The 17,771-nt window shown below is 69.2% G+C and carries 16 protein-coding genes; 10 read left to right on the forward strand and 6 right to left on the reverse strand.

Translation table 11 applies throughout. From position 1 onward, the window contains the following. The first annotated feature begins 39 nt into the window (after window positions 1-39). Window positions 40-1,029 (forward strand): hypothetical protein, encoded by a 990-nt coding sequence (locus ACFJIX_RS01010; RefSeq protein WP_377157072.1) that lies wholly within the window; start codon window positions 40-42, stop codon window positions 1,027-1,029. 64 nt (window positions 1,030-1,093) lie between these two features. Here ACFJIX_RS01010 and ACFJIX_RS01015 read toward each other — a convergent pair whose 3' ends face one another. Then, window positions 1,094-2,212 carry a hypothetical protein gene (locus ACFJIX_RS01015; protein WP_377157073.1) on the reverse strand — a complete coding sequence of 373 codons (1,119 nt, stop codon included), beginning with the start codon at window positions 2,210-2,212 and terminating at the stop codon, window positions 1,094-1,096. 150 nt (window positions 2,213-2,362) lie between these two features. Between ACFJIX_RS01015 and ACFJIX_RS01020 the strand changes: the two genes are divergently transcribed. Both ACFJIX_RS01020 and ACFJIX_RS01025 read left to right on the forward strand, forming a co-directional pair. Beyond that, window positions 2,363-2,935 carry a phasin family protein gene (locus ACFJIX_RS01020; RefSeq protein WP_377157075.1) on the forward strand — a complete coding sequence of 191 codons (573 nt, stop codon included), beginning with the start codon at window positions 2,363-2,365 and terminating at the stop codon, window positions 2,933-2,935. 154 nt (window positions 2,936-3,089) lie between these two features. Beyond that, window positions 3,090-3,692, forward strand: a complete 603-nt coding sequence (locus ACFJIX_RS01025; protein WP_377157078.1) for a DUF642 domain-containing protein — start codon at window positions 3,090-3,092, stop codon at window positions 3,690-3,692. A gap of 141 nt (window positions 3,693-3,833) precedes the next feature. On the opposite strand, the gene ACFJIX_RS01030 is transcribed toward ACFJIX_RS01025, so the two are convergent. Both ACFJIX_RS01030 and ACFJIX_RS01035 read right to left on the reverse strand, forming a co-directional pair. Next, entirely contained in the window at window positions 3,834-5,330 is a 1,497-nt protein-coding gene (locus ACFJIX_RS01030; protein ID WP_377157079.1) for a carboxypeptidase M32, read from the reverse strand. A 64-nt stretch (window positions 5,331-5,394) separates the two neighbouring features. Then, entirely contained in the window at window positions 5,395-5,877 is a 483-nt protein-coding gene (locus ACFJIX_RS01035) for a YqaA family protein (RefSeq protein WP_377157080.1), read from the reverse strand. 21 nt (window positions 5,878-5,898) lie between these two features. Here ACFJIX_RS01035 and ACFJIX_RS01040 point away from each other — a divergent pair, with 21 nt between their 5' ends. The 5 genes from ACFJIX_RS01040 to ACFJIX_RS01060 all read left to right on the forward strand — a co-directional run bounded on the left by ACFJIX_RS01040 (window position 5,899) and on the right by ACFJIX_RS01060 (window position 10,593). Next, window positions 5,899-6,813: a substrate-binding periplasmic protein gene (locus ACFJIX_RS01040; protein WP_377157082.1), complete on the forward strand. Its 915-nt coding sequence runs from the start codon at window positions 5,899-5,901 to the stop codon at window positions 6,811-6,813. A gap of 74 nt (window positions 6,814-6,887) precedes the next feature. Further along, window positions 6,888-8,009 carry a tRNA dihydrouridine synthase DusB gene (dusB, locus tag ACFJIX_RS01045; protein ID WP_377157084.1) on the forward strand — a complete coding sequence of 374 codons (1,122 nt, stop codon included), beginning with the start codon at window positions 6,888-6,890 and terminating at the stop codon, window positions 8,007-8,009. After that, entirely contained in the window at window positions 8,006-8,239 is a 234-nt protein-coding gene (locus ACFJIX_RS01050; RefSeq protein ID WP_088406111.1) for a helix-turn-helix domain-containing protein, read from the forward strand. The genes dusB and ACFJIX_RS01050 overlap by 4 nt, the downstream gene beginning before the upstream one ends. A 39-nt stretch (window positions 8,240-8,278) precedes the next feature. Then, window positions 8,279-9,859, forward strand: a complete 1,581-nt coding sequence (gene purH / locus ACFJIX_RS01055; protein ID WP_377157086.1) for a bifunctional phosphoribosylaminoimidazolecarboxamide formyltransferase/IMP cyclohydrolase — start codon at window positions 8,279-8,281, stop codon at window positions 9,857-9,859. A gap of 215 nt (window positions 9,860-10,074) precedes the next feature. Then, window positions 10,075-10,593 (forward strand): porin family protein, encoded by a 519-nt coding sequence (locus ACFJIX_RS01060; RefSeq protein WP_377157087.1) that lies wholly within the window; start codon window positions 10,075-10,077, stop codon window positions 10,591-10,593. Between the two features lie 81 nt (window positions 10,594-10,674). On the opposite strand, the gene ACFJIX_RS01065 is transcribed toward ACFJIX_RS01060, so the two are convergent. Both ACFJIX_RS01065 and ACFJIX_RS01070 read right to left on the reverse strand, forming a co-directional pair. Next, on the reverse strand, window positions 10,675-11,295 hold the full coding sequence (locus ACFJIX_RS01065) for a PIN domain-containing protein (protein WP_377157089.1): 621 nt from the start codon (window positions 11,293-11,295) through the stop codon (window positions 10,675-10,677). Continuing rightward, window positions 11,292-11,423, reverse strand: coding sequence for a hypothetical protein (locus ACFJIX_RS01070; protein ID WP_377157090.1), 132 nt, complete (start codon window positions 11,421-11,423; stop codon window positions 11,292-11,294). The genes ACFJIX_RS01065 and ACFJIX_RS01070 overlap by 4 nt, the downstream gene beginning before the upstream one ends. A 482-nt stretch (window positions 11,424-11,905) precedes the next feature. On the opposite strand from ACFJIX_RS01070, the gene ACFJIX_RS01075 reads away from it, so the two are divergent. After that, a complete protein-coding gene (locus tag ACFJIX_RS01075; RefSeq protein ID WP_377157091.1) occupies window positions 11,906-13,315 on the forward strand; it encodes a coniferyl aldehyde dehydrogenase in 1,410 nt (469 codons plus the stop codon). Then, window positions 13,312-14,916: a GMC family oxidoreductase gene (locus ACFJIX_RS01080; RefSeq protein WP_377157093.1), complete on the forward strand. Its 1,605-nt coding sequence runs from the start codon at window positions 13,312-13,314 to the stop codon at window positions 14,914-14,916. Before ACFJIX_RS01075 ends, ACFJIX_RS01080 begins: the two co-directional genes overlap by 4 nt. Before the next feature lie 56 nt (window positions 14,917-14,972). On the opposite strand, the gene ACFJIX_RS01085 is transcribed toward ACFJIX_RS01080, so the two are convergent. Next, the gene (locus ACFJIX_RS01085; RefSeq protein ID WP_377157095.1) at window positions 14,973-17,726 is read right to left on the reverse strand and encodes a hypothetical protein; all 2,754 of its coding nucleotides are present in this window, start codon (window positions 17,724-17,726) and stop codon (window positions 14,973-14,975) included. Window positions 17,727-17,771 lie beyond the last annotated feature (45 nt).

Here is a 17,771-nt window from a genome sequence, read left to right on the forward strand (position 1 = left end):
AACGGCCGACCACGGCCACGAAGAACAAGAGGGATCGTCATGAACATCCGCAAGGTCCTGGCCGGCGCCCTGGTCGCCGTGCTGCCGGCCGCATGGCTGTGCGCCGCCGCGCCCGCCGCCGCCGCCACCATCGGGGTCATCCTGCCGGGCAGTTATCCAAGCGCCGAGCAGGCCGAGGAACTCCAGCTCGGCATGACGCTGGCACTCAAGACCTGGCCCGGCGACGCCGCGCCCAAGCTGATCGTCAAGGACAGCGGCTGCGACGCCCGCAAGGCGGACGCCATCTCCCAGGAGTTCATCAAGGCCAAGGTCGACGTGGTGCTGGGCAACTGGTGCGAGATCAACGCCGGCGCGGACGCGCTGCGGGCCGCGGGCATCCCCTTCATCTCCAGCAACGCGGAGCGGATGAAGGCCCAGGACCTGCAGCTGCAGCTGGGCCGCATCGAACTCAATGCCGGCGAGAAGATCGCCGCCGACCTGCGCCGCCAGACCGGCCTGCGGATCAGCGCGCGGACCTCGTGCTGGATGGACTTCGACGCGACGCTGTCCGAGCGCGTCGACGCCGTGCTGTGCCCGGTGCTGACGATCGACCGCGGCCGCTGGGACCAGGTGGCCAACACCTACGGGGCCGCGTTCCGCAAGCCGTTCACGGCCTCGGCCGCGCGCGGTTACGCGGCGATGGAAGTGGCGCTGAACTATCTGCGCCGCGCCAAGGGCATGAAGCCCGCGGCCGCGCTGAAGGAAACCCAGTCGATGGCGACGCTGCTCGGCCCGGTGCCCGCGCTGGACGCCCCTGCGCCGACCACGGCGCTGCAGCTGGTCTTCCGGCACGACCTGCCCAAGCTCAATCCGCAGCAGTCGCAGACCCTGGACAAGCTGGTCAAGACCAAGGGCTGCGGCTGCCCGGGCGGGACGCTGCGCAACGGCTGCCCGCGCGACTCGGGCCCGTGGGGCGAGCTGCCCTTCGTCGTGCGCGGCGGCGGCACGCCCGCGGCCTGCGCGAAGCCGATCGGGGTGCTGGAGCTCTGACCGGGCGCCGCCCACGGCGCGCCCTGCGTGTTCATTCGGGCGCCAGGCTCACGGCGCGCACGGATCACTTCAGCAACAGAGAAGCCAGACGCATCGCGATCTCGATCAGCGTGGGCGGCGAACCGTCCGAGGACGAGGGCCAACCCGACGACGACCAGTCGCGCCCGCCATCACGGCGGCCCTCGCGACGCTCGTTCTCCGCGTCGTAGCGCTTCTCGTACTTGCCCTTCCAGAACAGGCCGTGCTTGCCGCCGGCCGGATCGCGCTGCTCGAAGTTATAGGAGGCCAGCCGCGCGCGGCGCTCGCGCTCGAGCTGCTCGTCGGCCTCCTGTCCATCGTGTTCGAGGGCGTCGAGCAAGGGTCCCAGGTCGTCCATCGACGGCGCGACGACCGTGTGATGGCAACGCCCGCAGCGCGTCTCGCGCGTCGGGTCCATCGGCGCGCCGCAACCGCGGCAGGACCATCCGACCGGCTTGCCGCCGTTGGGCATCAGCAGCGGTTCCGACGGCGAGCGCCTGCGCAGCGCATTCGCCAGGCGCGGCATGTCCACCATCAGCAGCGGGCTCTTGCACCAGGCGCAGTCCTCGCTCTTGCCGTCCGCCGGGCCGCCGCAACTCAGGCACGACAGCGTGCGCTTCTCGGCCTGCAGCGCGTAGCGTTCGCCGGGCAGCAGGGGGCGGACCAGGCCGCGCTCGGCCAGCATGCCGGCCTGGCTGTGCAGATGGCCGCCGCAGCTGCCGCACTCCAGCACCGGGAAGCGCCCGTAGCGCGTGAGGTTGCGAACCTCTTTCAGCGCCTTCGCGCACAGCGGGCAGGCGCGGTCCGGCTGATGCGGCCGGTCGCTTCGGCGCAGGCGATTCAGGTCGCGCAACAGCTGGATCCACGCGGCCGTCGAGAGATGCACCGACTCGCGCGCGTCGAACCAGACCAGGCCGCAAGGCTCGCAATGATCGATGTCGACCGTCGCCGGCGCGTGGTGGCCGGGCAGGCTCACATGGCGCATCGGCGCACGGCATTGCGGACAGTCGATGAACGCGCCCTTGCGCAGCGGCAGCTCCCCCGCCATCGCCAGCGGCGGCAGGGCCGGGGACGGATCAGTCAGCGGCTGGGGCACGGTGTCGGGAAATTCGTCGCCGGGGTGGCGGCCCCGCGACGAGGTCGGCAAAGAGGGCGGCAAGGACATGGCCAATATTCTGGTCCCTGCACCCATCGCCCCGATGGGGGGTTGCGGGTCAGGTCGAAGTCAGCGTGAGGCACGACACGCCGCCTATAGTCCGGTTCTCGGCGAGCGACGGGCCTCAGATCCCTCGCCCCACGACGACAAGGAATGCCCATGGTCAAGAAGCAACAGAAGACGGCCGCGCCCCAGCCCGCGCAAGGCCGCCGCAAGGATGCCGGGTCCGCCTCGCCAGACTCGGCCAAGGCGGCCAAGGCGGTCAAAGCATCCAAGGCCAAGGCGGCCGAAGCGGCGGACACGCCGTTCGCGGAGCAGGTGAAGACCTCGGCGCAGCAGATCTGGTCGGCCGGGCTGGCGGCGTTCGCGAAAGCGCAGGACCAGGGCACCACCACCGTCGGCAAGGCCGAGGCGACGCTCGACGCCACCGCGCGCCGCATGAGCGATCTGGCCGGCGAAGTCGGCTCGCGTGCCGGCCAGCATTGGGACAAGCTGGAATCGATCTTCGAGGATCGCGTGGCGCGCGCGCTCGCACGGCTGGGCGTGCCGGCGGCGGACGACGTCGCGCAGTTGAAGGAACGCATCGAGGCGCTGTCCGCGGAAGTCGCGATGTTGCGTGCCGCGCAGGCCGGCGTGGCGCCCAAGCCGGCGACCAAGCCCAGCCCGAAGCGCCCGGCGACGAAGGCCGCGAAGGCCACGAACGCCACGAAGGGCGGCAAGCGCACCACCTGACCCCGGCGCGCCGCGCTGCGGCGTGCACTGCGTCACGAAACGCATCGCCATCCCCATCGCCCAGGGGGATGGCACCCGCGAGACGGTCTCGAACAATTCGACACAAGCGCAGACGCTCCTGCGCACCTCTTGTCGAACTTCCCGAGCCTGTCCCATGAAGCGCCTCCTCGCCGCCGTCCTCTTCGCCGCCCCGCTGGTCGCCCTGGCGGCCCCGGTGAACCTGATCAACAACGGCAGCTTCGAATCGAACGCGATCGGCAACGGCAGCTACAGCATCGTCGGCAGCACCGCCGGCTGGACCGTCGGCCCGAACGGCCTGGAGATCCGCAACAACGTCGCGGGCAGCGCGTTCAGCGGCGGCAACTACGTCGAGCTCGACACCACCGGCAACAGCTGGATCAGCCAGACGCTGAACACCGTGGCGGGCGCGACCTACACGCTGTCGTTCTCCTACGCCAACCGCCCCGACTTCCGCAGCGCCGCCAGCAACGGCATCGACTGGAGCATCGGCGGCCTGAGCGGCCTGGTCGGCAACAACACGACCACCACCTGGCAGACCCTGACCACCACCTTCACCGGCACCGGCAGCCCGATGACGCTGCGCTTCGCCGCGGCGGGCATCAGCGATTCCTACGGCACCTCGCTGGACAACGTCAGCGTCAGCGCCGTGCCGGAACCGCAGAGCATCGTGCTGCTGCTGGCCGGCCTGGGGATGATGGGCGTCGTCGTGCGCCGCAAGGCCGCCGGCAAGGCCTGACCCCGCCAGGGGCGAGCTGTCATCCAGCATTCGAGTCCTCGACGACTCGTTGGGAGCGCCGTGGGTAGAGACCGCGGACGCGCAAGGAGAAAAGGGCACCCCACGCGGGGTGCCCTTTTCCATTGGCGATGCGGCGTCGCGTCAGCCCAGGTAGCGCGCTTCCAGATGGCGGCGGAAGTGCGCCGGATTCAGCGCCTCGCCGCTGGCGCGCTGCACCAGCTCCGGCGTCTCCCAGCGGCTGCCTTGCGACCACACGCGGGCCTTCAGCCAGTCGAAGACCGGCGTGAGTTCGCCGCGCGTGATCTCCGCATCCAGCGTGGGCCGCTCGCGGCGCATCGTCGCGAACCACTGCGCCGCGTACATCGCGCCCAGCGTGTAGCAGGGGAAGTAGCCGTAGAGCCCGCAGCCCCAGTGCACGTCCTGCATGCAGCCGTCCTTGTAGTTGCCGCGCGTGTCCAGTCCCAGCAGTTCCTGCATCTTGGCGTCCCACAGCGCGGGGATGTCCTCGACCTCGATCTCGCCTTCGATCAGCGGGCGTTCGATCTCGTAGCGCAGGATCACGTGCGCCGGGTAGGTCACCTCGTCGGCGTCCACGCGGATGTAGCCCGGCGCGACACGCGTCATCAGCTTGTGCAGGTTGTCCGCGGCGAATCCCGGCTGCTGGCCGAGATGACGCTCCACCAGCGGCTGCAGCAGTCCGGCGAAGCCGGGATGCGAGGCCAGCTGCATCTCGAAGGACAAGCTCTGGCTCTCGTGCAGGCCCATCGATCGCGCGCCGGCCACCGGCAGGCCGAGCCACTCGCGCGGCAGGTTCTGCTCGTAGCGGCCGTGGCCGGTCTCGTGGATGGTGCCGGTGAGGCTCTGCAGGAAGCCGTCGTCGCGATAACGCGTCGTCATCCGCACGTCCTCCGGCACGCCGCCGCAGAACGGATGGGCGCTCTCGTCGAGGCGACCCGCCTCGAAGTCGAAGCCCAGCAGCTTCATCGCATCCAGGCCCAGCGCGCGTTGCGACGCGGCGGGGAACGGCCCTTGCGGATGGATCACGCTGTCGGTCGCCTGGCGCGCCATCACCTGCCGGATCAGGCCGGGCAGCCACTGGCGCAGATCGCCGAAGACGCGGTCGATGTCGGCCGAACGCATGCCGGGCTCGTAGTGGTCGAGCAGCGCGTCGTAGCGGCTCAGGCCCGAATCATCGGACAGGCATTGCGCCTCTTCCCGCGCGTAGCGGACGACCGGGCGCAGGTTCTCGACGTAGCCGGTCCAGTCATTGGCGGCGCGCTGATGGCGCCACTCATGCTCGCAATGCGAGTTGGCCAGCGAGCGCGCCTCCACGAGCCGCTGCGGCACCGCGTTCGCCGAGCGCCACACGCGGCGCATCTCGCGCAGCGAAGCGCGCTGGAAGTCGTCGAGCGGCTCCTGCGCCGCGTCGTCGAGCAGTTGGCGCAGCGCCGGGTCGGTGCCCAGCTGGTGCAGCAGCCCGCCCATCTCGGCGAGCGATTCGGCGCGGGCTTGCGCGCCACGCGCCGGCATGAAGGCGGACTGGTCCCACGAGGCGATCGCCTGCAGGTGGGATAGACGATGGATGCGCTGGTGGCGCTGGCACAGGGCGTCGTACGCCGGGGTGCTGGGGGTGCTCATGGGGGTCTCCTCTTGGGTCCCGGAATTGTGCCGGGAAGCCCAACCCACCCGCGGCCGACGCGGCTCACTCAAAAATGGCGATGCCGATGGCGGTCATGAGCAGGTAGCGCATGAATTTGCCCACCGCCATGTAGGCCACGCAAGGCCAGAACGGCAGACGCAGCCAGCCCGCGAGGGCGCATAGCGGATCACCGACGATGGGCAGCCAGCTCATCAGGCAGGTCTTGGCGCCGAAGCGACGCAGCCAGCCGAGCACGCGCTGGTCCCGCGGCGTGTGGTGCACGGCGGCTTCGTACGCGCGTTCCGCGCCGTAGCCCATCCACCAGGTGATCGCGCCGCCGATCGTGTTGCCGGCCGTGGCCACGAGGATCGCGGGCCAGAAGAGCTCCGGCTTCGCGTGCACCAGCAGCAGCACGACGGGCTCCGATCCCATCGGCAGCAAGGTCGCCGAGACCAGCGCGATGACGAACACCGCGCCCAGCCCCACCTGCGGGAGAGATAGGGTCTCCAGCATCAGGTGAATCATCTGTTGCAGCCAAGCTTCCATGCGTGGGATTATCTGAAGACCATGTCCTTGCGCCGCCTTGCCGTCTCGTCGTTCGCGTTGATCGGCCTGACCGTCGCCGGGTCGGGGCCCGGCGGGTCGCCGCAGTGGGGTGTCGTCGCGATGGCGCAGACCGCGCCGCCGCAGTCCGCCCCACAGGCAAGCGCGGCGCCCGGGCCGTCGACGTCCCCGCAGACTTCCCCGGCACCGATCGCCGGCTGCCCGATGCTGATCGCGTCCGGCAATCCTCAGTATCCCCCCTACCTCTGGCGCGATCCGACCGACGAGCAGAAGCTGGTGGGGGCCAATGCGGACATGATGCAGTGGTTCGCCGCGGAGATCGGCATCCCGATCGAGACCCGCTACGTCGGGCCGTGGGGCCGCGTGCAGGAGGAGATGCGCGCGGGCCGCATCGACCTGATCGCGGGCGCCTTCTTCACGCTGCCGCGCACCGAATACATGGACTACTTCCACCCCGCGTTCCGCGAGACGCGCAGCGTCATCTGGACGCGGACCGCGGCGCCGGTCGCGTACAAGCGTTGGAGCGACCTCGCGCCCAAGCAGGGCGTGACGGTGATCAACAACAGCTTCGGCGTCGAGTTCGACAACTACGCCCGCCAGTCGCTGAAGATCAGCCAGGTCGCGAGCATCGAGCAGGCGATCCTGATGCTGCAGCGCGGCCGCGCCGACTACATGATCTATGAGGACACGCCGGCCGAGGCCTATGCCGCGCGCAACGGCGGTCCGGCGATCCAGCCGCTGATGCCGGCGATCGCGCGCGAGGGCCTGTACGTGACGCTGTCGCACCGCTCGCGTTGCAACTCGCCGGAGCTCCGGGGCCGCATCGCCCGCGCGGTCTACAAGCTGTCGCAGGACCGCGTGATGAACCGCTTCGTCGAGCAGGGCTTCATGCTCTGGCGCAAGCAGCCGTCGCTCTGACGGGAACTGGGAACGGGCGGGTCGGGGGCGGTATACTTCTGCCTCTTTTTTGTGCAACCGCCCCACTGTTCCCGATGCCCACGCCGCTGCCCGGCCCTCTCACGCTGGGTCCCTACGTCCTGCCGAACCGTCTGTTCGTCGCCCCCATGGCGGGTGTGACCGACCGGCCCTTCCGCGTGCTGTGCAAGAAGCTCGGCGCGGGGTATGCGGTGAGCGAGATGGTGACCTCGCGCAAGGACTTGTGGAACAGCCTGAAGACCTCGCGTCGCGCGAACCATGAGGGCGAGTCGGCGCCGATCTCCGTGCAGATCGCCGGGACGGAGGCGTCGATGATGGCCGAGGCCGCCGCGTACAACGTGGACCGTGGCGCGCAGATCATCGACATCAACATGGGCTGCCCGGCCAAGAAGGTCTGCAACAAGTGGGCCGGTTCGGCGCTGATGCAGGACGAGGCGCTGGCGCTGGAGATCGTCGAGGCGGTGGTGGCCGCGTGCGCGCCGCGCGGCGTGCCGGTCACGCTGAAGATGCGCACCGGCTGGTGCCAGGCGGAGAAGAACGCGGTGGCGCTGGCGCGCGCGGCGGAGTCCGCCGGTATCGCGATGGTCACCGTGCACGGCCGCACGCGCGAGCAGGGCTACAGCGGCCGCGCCGAGTACGACACGATCGCCGCGGTGAAGGCGGCGTTGCGCATCCCGGTCGTCGCCAACGGCGACATCGACACGCCGCTCAAGGCGCGCGAGGTGCTGGCCGCCACCGGCGCGGACGCGATCATGGTCGGCCGCGCGGCGCAGGGCCGCCCGTGGATCTTCGCGGAGATCGCGCACTTCCTGGCCACCGGCGAGGCACTGCCCGCACCGCGCATCGCCGACGCCAAGGGCTGGCTGATCGAGCACCTGCACGACCACTACGCGCTGTATGGTGAACTGACCGGCATGCGCAGCGCGCGCAAGCACATCGGCTGGGCCGTGCGCGCGCTGCCCGGCGGCGAGGACTTCCGCCGCCGCATGAACACCCTCGAGAGTTGCGACGACCAGGTCCGCGCGCTGACGGACTGGCTCGACGCGCTGGCGGACGACCATGACCGGCTGCCCTACCTGCCGGCGAACGACGACAGCCTCGAAGACGACAACACTGACGCAGCCGCCGCCGCGAACGACGAACAACACCAAGACCAAGAAAGAAGGCTGACGGCATGACGCCCAAACCGATCGACTCCTGCATCCGCGAAAACCTGGAGGTCTACTTCCGCGACCTCGGCGGCGAAGTCCCGCACTCGATGCACGAGATGCTGATCCGCCTTGTCGAGAAGCCGCTGCTGGAAGTGGTGATGCAGCACAGCGACGGCAACCAGAGCAAGGCCGCCGAGTGGCTCGGCATCAATAGAAACACGCTGCGCCGCAAGCTCGTCGAACATAAATTGATCTGAGCCCCGCGCGCCGAACCGAATCCCCTTTAGAGAGCTCCCATGGCCCAACTCACCGCCCTGATCTCGGTCTCCGACAAGACCGGCATCGTCGATTTCGCCAAGGCGCTGCACGCGCTGAACGTGCGTCTGCTGTCCACCGGCGGCACCGCCAAGCTGCTGGCCGACGCCGGCCTGCCGGTGACCGAGGTCGCGCAGCACACCGGCTTCCCGGAGATGCTGGACGGCCGCGTGAAGACGCTGCATCCGAAGATCCACGGCGGCCTGCTGGCCCGCCGCGATCTGCCCGAGCACGTCGCCGCGATCCAGCAGCACGGCATCGACACGATCGACATCCTGGCGGTCAACCTGTACCCGTTCGAAGCCACCGTCGCCAAGCCCGGCTGCACGCTGGAGGACGCCATCGAGAACATCGACATCGGCGGTCCGGCGATGGTCCGCAGCGCGGCCAAGAACTGGAAGGACGTGACGGTGCTGACCGACGCGTCGCAGTACGCGCAGGTGCTCGAGGAGCTGAAGGCCGACGGCAAGACCAGCGACAAGACGCGCTTCGCCGCATCGGTGGCCGCCTTCAACCGCATCGCGCAGTACGACGCCGCGATCAGCAACTACCTGAGCGCGCGCCTGGAAGACGGCTCGCTGTCCGAGTACCCGGCGCAGATGAACAGCAGCTTCATCAAGGTGCAGGACCTTCGCTACGGCGAGAACTCGCACCAGACCGCCGCGCTCTACCGCGACCTGCATCCGGCGCCCGGCTCGCTGGTGACCGGCAAGCAGCTGCAGGGCAAGGAGCTGAGCTACAACAACATCGCCGACGCGGACGCCGCGTGGGAATGCGTGAAGAGCTTCGACGCACCGGCCTGCGTGATCATCAAGCACGCGAACCCCTGCGGCGTGGCCGTGGCGGCGAACGCGGCCGAGGCTTACGCGAAGGCCTTCAAGACCGACCCCACCAGCGCCTTCGGCGGCATCATCGCCTTCAACCGCGAGGTGGACCGCGCCGCCGCGGAGCTGGTGTCCAAGCAGTTCGTCGAGGTGCTGATGGCGCCGTCCTTCAGCGCCGAGGCGCGCGAGGTCTTCAAGGGCAAGGTCAACGTGCGCCTGCTCGAGATCGCGCTGCCGCCGGGCGGCGCGCGTCCCTGGGACCAGGGCCGCAACGCGCAGGACGTCAAGCGCGTCGGCTCGGGCCTGCTGGTGCAGACCGCCGACAACCACTTCCTGACGAAGGCCGACCTGAAGGTCGTCACGACGCTGCAGCCGACGGCGCAGCAGCTGGACGACCTGATGTTCGCGTGGACCGTCGCGCAGTACGTGAAGAGCAACGCGATCGTCTTCTGCGGCGGTGGCATGACCCTGGGTGTCGGCGCCGGCCAGATGAGCCGCATCGATTCGGCGCGCATCGCGTCGATCAAGGCGGAGAACGCCGGCCTGCCGCTCACGGGCTCGGCCGTGGCGAGCGACGCGTTCTTCCCGTTCCGCGACGGCCTGGACGTGCTGGCCGATGCGGGCGCCTCCTGCGTGATCCAGCCGGGCGGCTCGATGCGCGACGAGGAAGTCATCGCCGCCGCCAACGAGCGCGGCATCGCGATGGTGTTCACGGGCGTGCGCCACTTCCGTCATTGAGTGCGAGCGCGCCTTCACCGTCGCGTGAAGGCGTCGTCAAACACACATCCGACCCTCGCCCCACGATGGCCCCGCGACGGCCTTGCCGTCGCGCGGGGACAACTGCGGAAAGAAATGTGACATGTTCGCGGCGCTGGCGATCGGGTTTCCCCTGATCCCGGTGCTACCTTGCGCCCCGGCACCGTTCTGGTGCTGTTGTTCAAGAGCAAGCAAACATGAAAAAGATCTCCGCCATTGCCGCCGCCCTCCTGCTGGCCGGCGCCGCCCAAGCCCAAGCACCGAAGCCAGAGCTGTACGGTGAGGTGGGCTACAGCTTCATCACCATCGACGCCGGCGGCACCGACCTGGAGCCGGGCCTGCTGCGCGGCCTCGTGGGCTGGAACGTGCACCCCTACCTGGCCGTCGAAGGCATGCTGGCCACCGGCGTCAAGGACGACAACACCTTTGGCGTCAAGACCAAGGTCTCGAACGCCTACGGCGTGTACCTGAAGCCGAAGTACGACTTCGGCAACGGCTTCGAAGTGTTCGGCCGCCTGGGCTACGTGCACACGAAGATCAAGTCCAGCTTCGGCAACGAGTCCGGTTCCGACAGCGACGGCGACGTGTCGTACGGCGTTGGCGTGAGCTACTCCTTCAACAAGCAGTGGTACGGCGCGCTGGACTACACCAGCTACTACAACAAGGACAGCGTCAAGGCGACCGGCGTGACGCTGGGCGTCGGCTACCGCTTCTGATCGCCGCGATCGCCTCGCGGCGATCCGGACGGGCTCCTCGGAGCCCGCGAGACAAAGCCCGGCTTCGGCCGGGCTTTTGCGTTACAGGGGCGAGTTGCCATCGACCTCCATGCAGATGGCCAGTTGACACGCCGTGATCTCCTGCCCGTCCAGAGCAAGTCGAGACAGCGTCAACGCCGCTGGCTCGCCACTCCGAAGCGCCCGTCGATAGGCGTTGAAAGCTCGGAGGAACCCCGCGGAGTGATCGACGAAGAGCGCCGAGAGAAAGCCGTCCGGGTGCTGGAGATCGATCCCCACCCGTCGGAGCGCGAGTCTGCGAAAGTCCTTCAAGTTCTTGGTCAGGAGATGGACCACGTCTTCTGACTCGCGCGGAACAAGCGCCATGGCGCACGCCGCCACGTGGGCATCCTTCATGGAGCGGACAGCGTGCTTCGCCCCGATGAGTTCTCGCTGAATATCCTCGGCATTCACCTCGGCCTCTGGCAGCGAAAGTCGCATCAAGACCTCGTTCTGGTGAGCATGCGCGAGATCCCTTCGTCGTCCCGAACGCACGAGGGCTCGACTCATCTCCGACAGGATGTCCGCACTCCAGCGGAGCTCGATGAGTCCTTCGTAGTCGAGATGAATGAGCAAAGCCCGTGTGGTCCCACCGAACAGCGTATCTGCGTCGGCAACGACGGGCACGCTGATCGCATCAGTCACAGATCCACGGCCTCATACTCTTCGCCGACCGACTGACCCAGCTGCTGCAGCGCGTCCCACTGCTGGCGCCGGGCACGCTTCTGCCAAGCCAGCAGATCCGACTTCAGCACCCGGCGTTGATTCCCCACCCGTTGGAACAGAGGGATCTCCCCCCGCATCGATCCGGGCCGTCAAGTACGGCCGCGACACTTTCACGAGGTTCGCCGCCTGTTGCGTGGTCAGCACCATGTCTTCACCATCCTTCTTTGTCTTTGAACGTGTTGCAGGGTCAGGTTTTGCTGCGGGTCTGAGCAACTGGGCACCGAGCACCTGCTCGAAGGCCTGCCGGACCAGCTTCTCCTTCGCCGCGGAGAGCGGCACATGCCGCCTGACCGCGTCGACGAGTGGCCCTACGTCGAGAACAAGGCTGGACGAGGAAACCGACTTGATCGTTGCCATGGCTGTGAGCTGAAAGTTTAAGGACACCCGAAATTCTCGCAATACTCGAAATGCGTCAAGTGACTGACGCGGATTAGTCATTGGTCTCTACTCGGGATCGCACGGCCTGGGCGCGGCCGCGGAGCGGGCGTACGCTTGCTCCCATTCAAGAACGACAAGGCGGAGACACCCCATGGACCAAGCCCTGCACGAGCGCCTGCACCTTGTGTTGGAGCAGCAGCGCGCCGCGTTCGATCGCGAGCGGATGCCGACCTGTGCGCAGCGCCGGGACCGTCTGGCGCGGCTGCTGCGGATGAGCGTCGAGCACGCGGAGGCGCTTGCCGACGCGATGTCCCGCGACTTCGGCCACCGCTCGCGGCACGAGAGCCTGCTGGCCGATCTGTTCACCGTGCAGTCAGGCGCCCGGCATGCGATGCGGCATCTCAAGCGCTGGATGGCCGTCAAGCGCGCCCCGACCGCCCTGCACTTCCTGCCCGCCGGCAACCGGCTGATGCCGCAGCCGCTCGGCGTGGTCGGCATCGTCTCGCCGTGGAACTATCCGTACTACCTCGCGATGGCGCCCGCGCTCGCGGCGCTGGCCGCCGGCAATCGCGTGATGATCAAGCCGTCGGAGCTGACGCCGGCCACCTCGGCGCTGATGGCCAGGCTCGTCGCCCAGCACTTCGCGCCCGACGAGATGACCGTCGTCACCGGCGATGCGGAGGTCGGCAAGGCCTTCACGCAACTGCCCTTCGACCATCTGTTCTTCACCGGCTCGACGCCCGTGGGTCGTCTGGTCGCGCAGTCCGCGGCGCAACGCCTGACCCCGGTCACGCTCGAACTCGGCGGCAAGTCGCCGGCGATCGTCGACCGCAGCGCCGACCTCGCCCGCACCGCCGAGCGCATCGCCTTCGGCAAGCTGCTCAACGCCGGACAGACCTGCGTCGCGCCGGATTACGTGCTGGCACCGAAGGAGCTCGTGCAACCGCTGGCCGATGCGATCGTGGCCGCCGTGCGTCGGCTGTATCCCCGCATCGAAGGCAATCCGGACTACACCGCCATCGTCAGTCCGCGCCATCACGCGCGGCTGAAGGGCCTGCTGGAAGACGCGCAAGCCCGCGGCGCGGCGCTGCGACCCACGCACGACGACGCGCCCGCGGACCGTCGCCTCGTCCCGACGCTGCTGCTCGACACCACCCCCGAGATGGCGGTCATGCGCGAGGAGATCTTCGGCCCGCTGCTGCCGATCGTGCCGTACGGTCATCCGTCCGAGGCCATCGCGCACGTCAACGGCGGCGACCGGCCCCTGGCCTTGTACTGGTTCGGCGAGGACAAGGCCGCGCGCGACGACGTGCTCGCCCGCACCCATGCCGGCGGTGTCACGGTCAACGACTGCATCTGGCACCTGGGTCAGGAGGAACAGCCCTTCGGCGGCGTCGGCGCCAGCGGCATGGGCGCGTACCACGGCGTCTGGGGCTTCAACACCTTCAGCAAGCTCAAGCCGGTGTTCCTGCAGTCGCGCTTCGCCGGCACGAAGCTGTTCCATCCGCCGTACGGCGCGACCTTCGACCGCCTGCTCGGCCTGCTGAAGAAGATCGCATGAGCGCGGCGGACGGAAGCGATGCCGACATCCTGATCGTCGGCGGCGGCTCCGCGGGCGCGGTGCTCGCGAGCCGGCTCAGCGAGGATCCCGGCTGTCGCGTGCTGCTGCTCGAAGCGGGAGGCCGGGGCGACAGCTGGGTCACGGCCACGCCCTTCGCCGGGGTGCTGCAGGTCGCCGCGAAGCTCAACAACTGGGGTTTCCAGACCGAGCCGCAGTCCGGCCTGAACGGCCGGCGCGGCTACCAGCCGCGCGGCAAGGCGCTGGGCGGATCGTCCGCCATCAACGCGATGGTCTACACGCGCGGACACCGCAGCGATTACGACGCATGGGCCGCGGCCGGCAACGTCGGCTGGGGCTACGACGACCTGTTGCCCTTCTTCATCCAGGCCGAGCGCAACGAGCGCTTCGGCGCCCCGTGGCACGGGCAGGACGGCCCGTTGCGCGTCGGGGACCTGCGCACCGATTCGCCGATCCACGCGGCGTGGCGGGCGGCGGCGCGGGAGTCGGGCCACGCGGTCCTCGAGGATTTCAACGGCGCCGACCTCGAGGGTCTCGGCGTCTATCAGGTCACGCAGCACGAGGGCGAGCGGTGGAGCGTCGCGCGCGCCTACCTCGAACCGCATCTGGGCCAGCGGCCCAATCTGCGCGTGGAGACCGGCGTGCGCGCGTTGTCGCTGGTGCTCGACGAGCGGCGCGCGGTTGGCGTCGAGGTGCTGCAAGGCGGCCATCGACGTACGTTGCGGGCGAGGCGCGAAGTCATTGTCTGCGCCGGCGCGCTGCAGTCGCCGCAGTTGCTGATGCTGTCGGGCATCGGCGACGGCGCGCAGCTGCAGGCGCACGGCATCGCGGTGCGGCACCACCTGCCCGGCGTCGGTCGCAACCTGCACGACCATCCGGACTTCGTCTTCGGTTATGAGTCCGATTGCCTCGATCTCGCGGGCATCTCCGCGCGCGGCAGCGCCCGCTTCGTCGGACAGCTGCAGCGCTATCGCCGCGAACGGCGCGGACTCGTCACCAGCAACTTCGCCGAGTGCGGCGGCTTCCTGTCGACGCGACCGGGCCTGCCCGCGCCGAACGTGCAACTGCACCTGGTCGTGGCACTGGTCGAGGACCACGCGCGCAAGCTGCGGCTGGGGCATGGGCTGTCGTGTCACGTGTGCCTGCTCAGGCCGCGCAGCCGCGGCGCGCTGACGCTTGCCAGCGCCGATCCGCTGGCCGCGCCGAGGATCGATCCGGCGTTCCTGCAGGACGCCGAGGACGTGCGGGAACTGATCGAGGGCTACAAGCTCACGCGCGATCTGATGCGTGCGCCGTCGATGAAGGCGTTCTGGAAGAACGAGACCTGGAGCGCCGGCGTGGACGCGGACGCCGACATCGAGGCGCTGCTGCGCCGACGCGTCGACACGGTCTACCACCCGGTCGGCTCGTGTCGCATGGGCAACGACGACCTGGCCGTCGTCGACGACCACCTGCGCGTGCGAGGCATCGAGGGCCTGCGCGTCGTGGACGCATCGATCATGCCGAGCGTGGTCAGCGGCAACACGAACGCGCCGGTGGTGGCGATCGCGGAGAAGGCGACACAGTTGATCCGCGCTGAATGAGGAAGCCTCCCTGCGCAGGGCGGGGCGTCAGCCGCTGACCGGGCCGGTCGTGGCCGTCAGATCACCGAGGCGTTGAGCGTGAACTGAAGTGACGTCGTCGGGCTGAGATTGAGGAAGCTGTCGGTCAACTGCACGAGCACGTGCTTGTCGCCATCCGCGCCGAATGCCGAGCCCGGAATCTCTCCGCCGCTCTGCCAGTCCGACCAGTGCTGACCGTTGTCGATGCTGTAGTGGACATACTCTCCGGCCTTGAGCCCTGAGACCAGCACGGTCCCATCCGCAGTGATGCGGTCCGCGTGATACGGACCGGTGTCATTCTTCAGCGTCACGTCCGGCGCGTTGGGCGCAATCGTGTCCGCCCGCACGGTCAGCACGCGGGTCGACGTGTTGCCGGCCTTGTCGGACGCCGTGATCAGCAAGGTGCTCTGTGCCGGCGTGTTGCTGGTCTGTCCCGCGCTGAAGTAGTCCGCGGCCCAACTGGCCCCGCCATCCGCGCCAAAGGCGTAACTGGAGCCGCCAATCCTCACATCGACGACGTCACTGCCGTGGGTCGCCACCGTGACGCCGCTCTGTCCATTGAGTTGCAGGAGCGAGTCGCTCGCGAAGGGGGCATTGGGGGCCGTCACCTCGATCACGGGCGGCGTCGTGTCCAAGGACAGCTGCACCGTGCCCGCCGCCCCGGCATTGCCCGCGGCATCGATCTGCCGGACCTCGACGGTATTGGCACCCTCATCCAGGACACGCGTCGCCAGCTGTGTCCCATGGCCTTCGCGCCAATGCTCGTCACCGTTGACCTTGAACTCCCAGCTCGCACCCGGCTCGAGCCCGTCGACCGAGACATAGCCGCTGGCATTGATCAGGTTGTCCGGCGCCGCGACGCCGCCCTGCCTGTGGACGCTCGCGAGCACGGCGTCCGGTGCGACGCTGTCGACGGTGACCGCCAACGATTCGACGTCGCTCACATTGCCGGCGAGGTCAGTCTGGCGCACGTCGACGGTCTGGTGGCCTTCATGCAGCGCACCGGCCGCCAACGAATCTCCGGTCCCGGCCTTCCAGTCGCCGCCGTCGATCCGGTATTCCCAGGTCGCGGTGTCCTCCAGCCGATGAACCAGCAGGCGGCCCTGTCCGTTGATCGCCGGCAGGCCGGTGCTGGTCGCCAGGTCGGGACGGTCCGGCGCCAGACTGTCGCGCGTGACGGTGATCGAGCTCACGGCGCTGTCGTGGCCGGAGGCGTCCGTCTGCATCAGCGCCACGTCATTGCGACCTTCGACCAGATAGTTCGCCGCCAGCTGCGAGCCGCTGCCGACTTGCCAGTCGCCCTCGCCGTTGATGCGGTACTTCCAGGTCGCGTCGGTCTCGAGGTTGTCGAGGACGACCGATCCCTGAAGTGGCACCAGATCGCCATGGCCACCGTCGAGGTGGGCATGCAGCATGTCCGGCGCATGCAGATCCTGGCGGACCGTCAGTGTCGCGGCGGCGCCCGGGTTGCCGGCCGCATCGACCTGCAGCACGTCGAGCCGGTTCTCGCCATTCGACAGCGCGGTCGCGGGAATGCGCCCGTCCTGCCCTTCGATCCACTCGCCTGGCCCGTTCACGCGGAACTTCCAGCTCGCGCCGGCTTCAATGCCCGAGACGTTGATGAAGTCCTTCGTGTTCAGCAGGTTGGTGCCGCTGCTGGTCTGCAGCACCGGCGCGTCCGGCGGCGTGAGGTCGAGCGTCACGGTCAGATGGCTCAGCGGACCATGCTCGCCGCCGGCGTCGACCTGGAAGGCCTCGACCTTGTTCAGGCCCGCGACGAGCACGCTCCCCGGCACCTGGTCGCCCGTGCCCTGGACCCAGTCGGCCGCGTCGTTCACCCGGTAGAACCAGGTCGCGCCCGGCGCGAGGCCGGAGACGGCGATCGTGCCGTCGTTGGTCAGCCCGTCGTTCGACGCACTGCCTGAACTGCCGTTGTCGTGCGCCAGCGTCAGCGTCGGCGCGAGCACCTCGTCGTGGACCCGCACCGCGAGCGTGGCGACGTCGCCGCGGCGGCCTTGATCGTCGAGCTCCGCGACCATCACCGCGTGCACGCCGCGGTTCAAGGTGGCGGCATCGATGCGGCTGCCCTGGCCGGCGTGCCAGGTGTTGTCCCCGTCGATGCGGTACACCCACGCGCCGCCCGGCGAGGCGAGCGCGACATCGACATGCCCCGCGCCATCGATCGTGTCCTTGCCGGAGCTGGTGGACAGCCGCGGCGCCGCGGGCAGCGGGGCTTCCGGCGGTGCGGGGGGTGCGGGCGGGGGCGGCGGCGGCGTGGGCGCCGACGGCGTGGCGGCGGCCGAGGCGCGGCTGTCGCTGGCATGGCTGTCGCTGCCGTGGCCGCCCGCGCTCGCGACGCCGGCCAGCAGGACCCCGGCGCCGGCGATCATCCACGGCCACACGGCATCGTGGTGGCAATCCTCCTCCGTGCCGTCGCTGTGGACCTCGCGACAGGAGTCCGCCTGGTGCGTCGCCGCGTCCGCGTCCGCGTCGGCGCCCGCCACCTTGGCCGGGTCCTCCGTCGCCGCGGGCGGTGCCTCCGCGGACGCCGTCGAGGCGTCGGTCGAGCCGTCCGCCTCGTTCCCGCCGTCCGACGCCTCCAGCGGAGCGGCCCCGTCGGGCTGGTGGCCTCGGGGCCTGCGGGTGGCGCCGGATGCAGGCGCGCCGGCGGACAGGAACACGGCGGGCAGGGACGCGGCGGGCAGGGCAAGGTCCGCCACCGGCGTCGTGGTGGGCACGGGCGGCATCCCGATCGTGGTCTTGCTGGCTGGGGCAGGAGTGGAGGTCGTCATCGGCGTGCTGCGTAACCGGAAAGGACAGAAGACTCCCAGTGTCTT

The sequence above is a fragment of the Roseateles sp. UC29_93 genome, from assembly GCF_042695725.1.
Taxonomy (GTDB): Bacteria; Pseudomonadota; Gammaproteobacteria; order Burkholderiales; family Burkholderiaceae_C; genus Roseateles; species Roseateles noduli_A.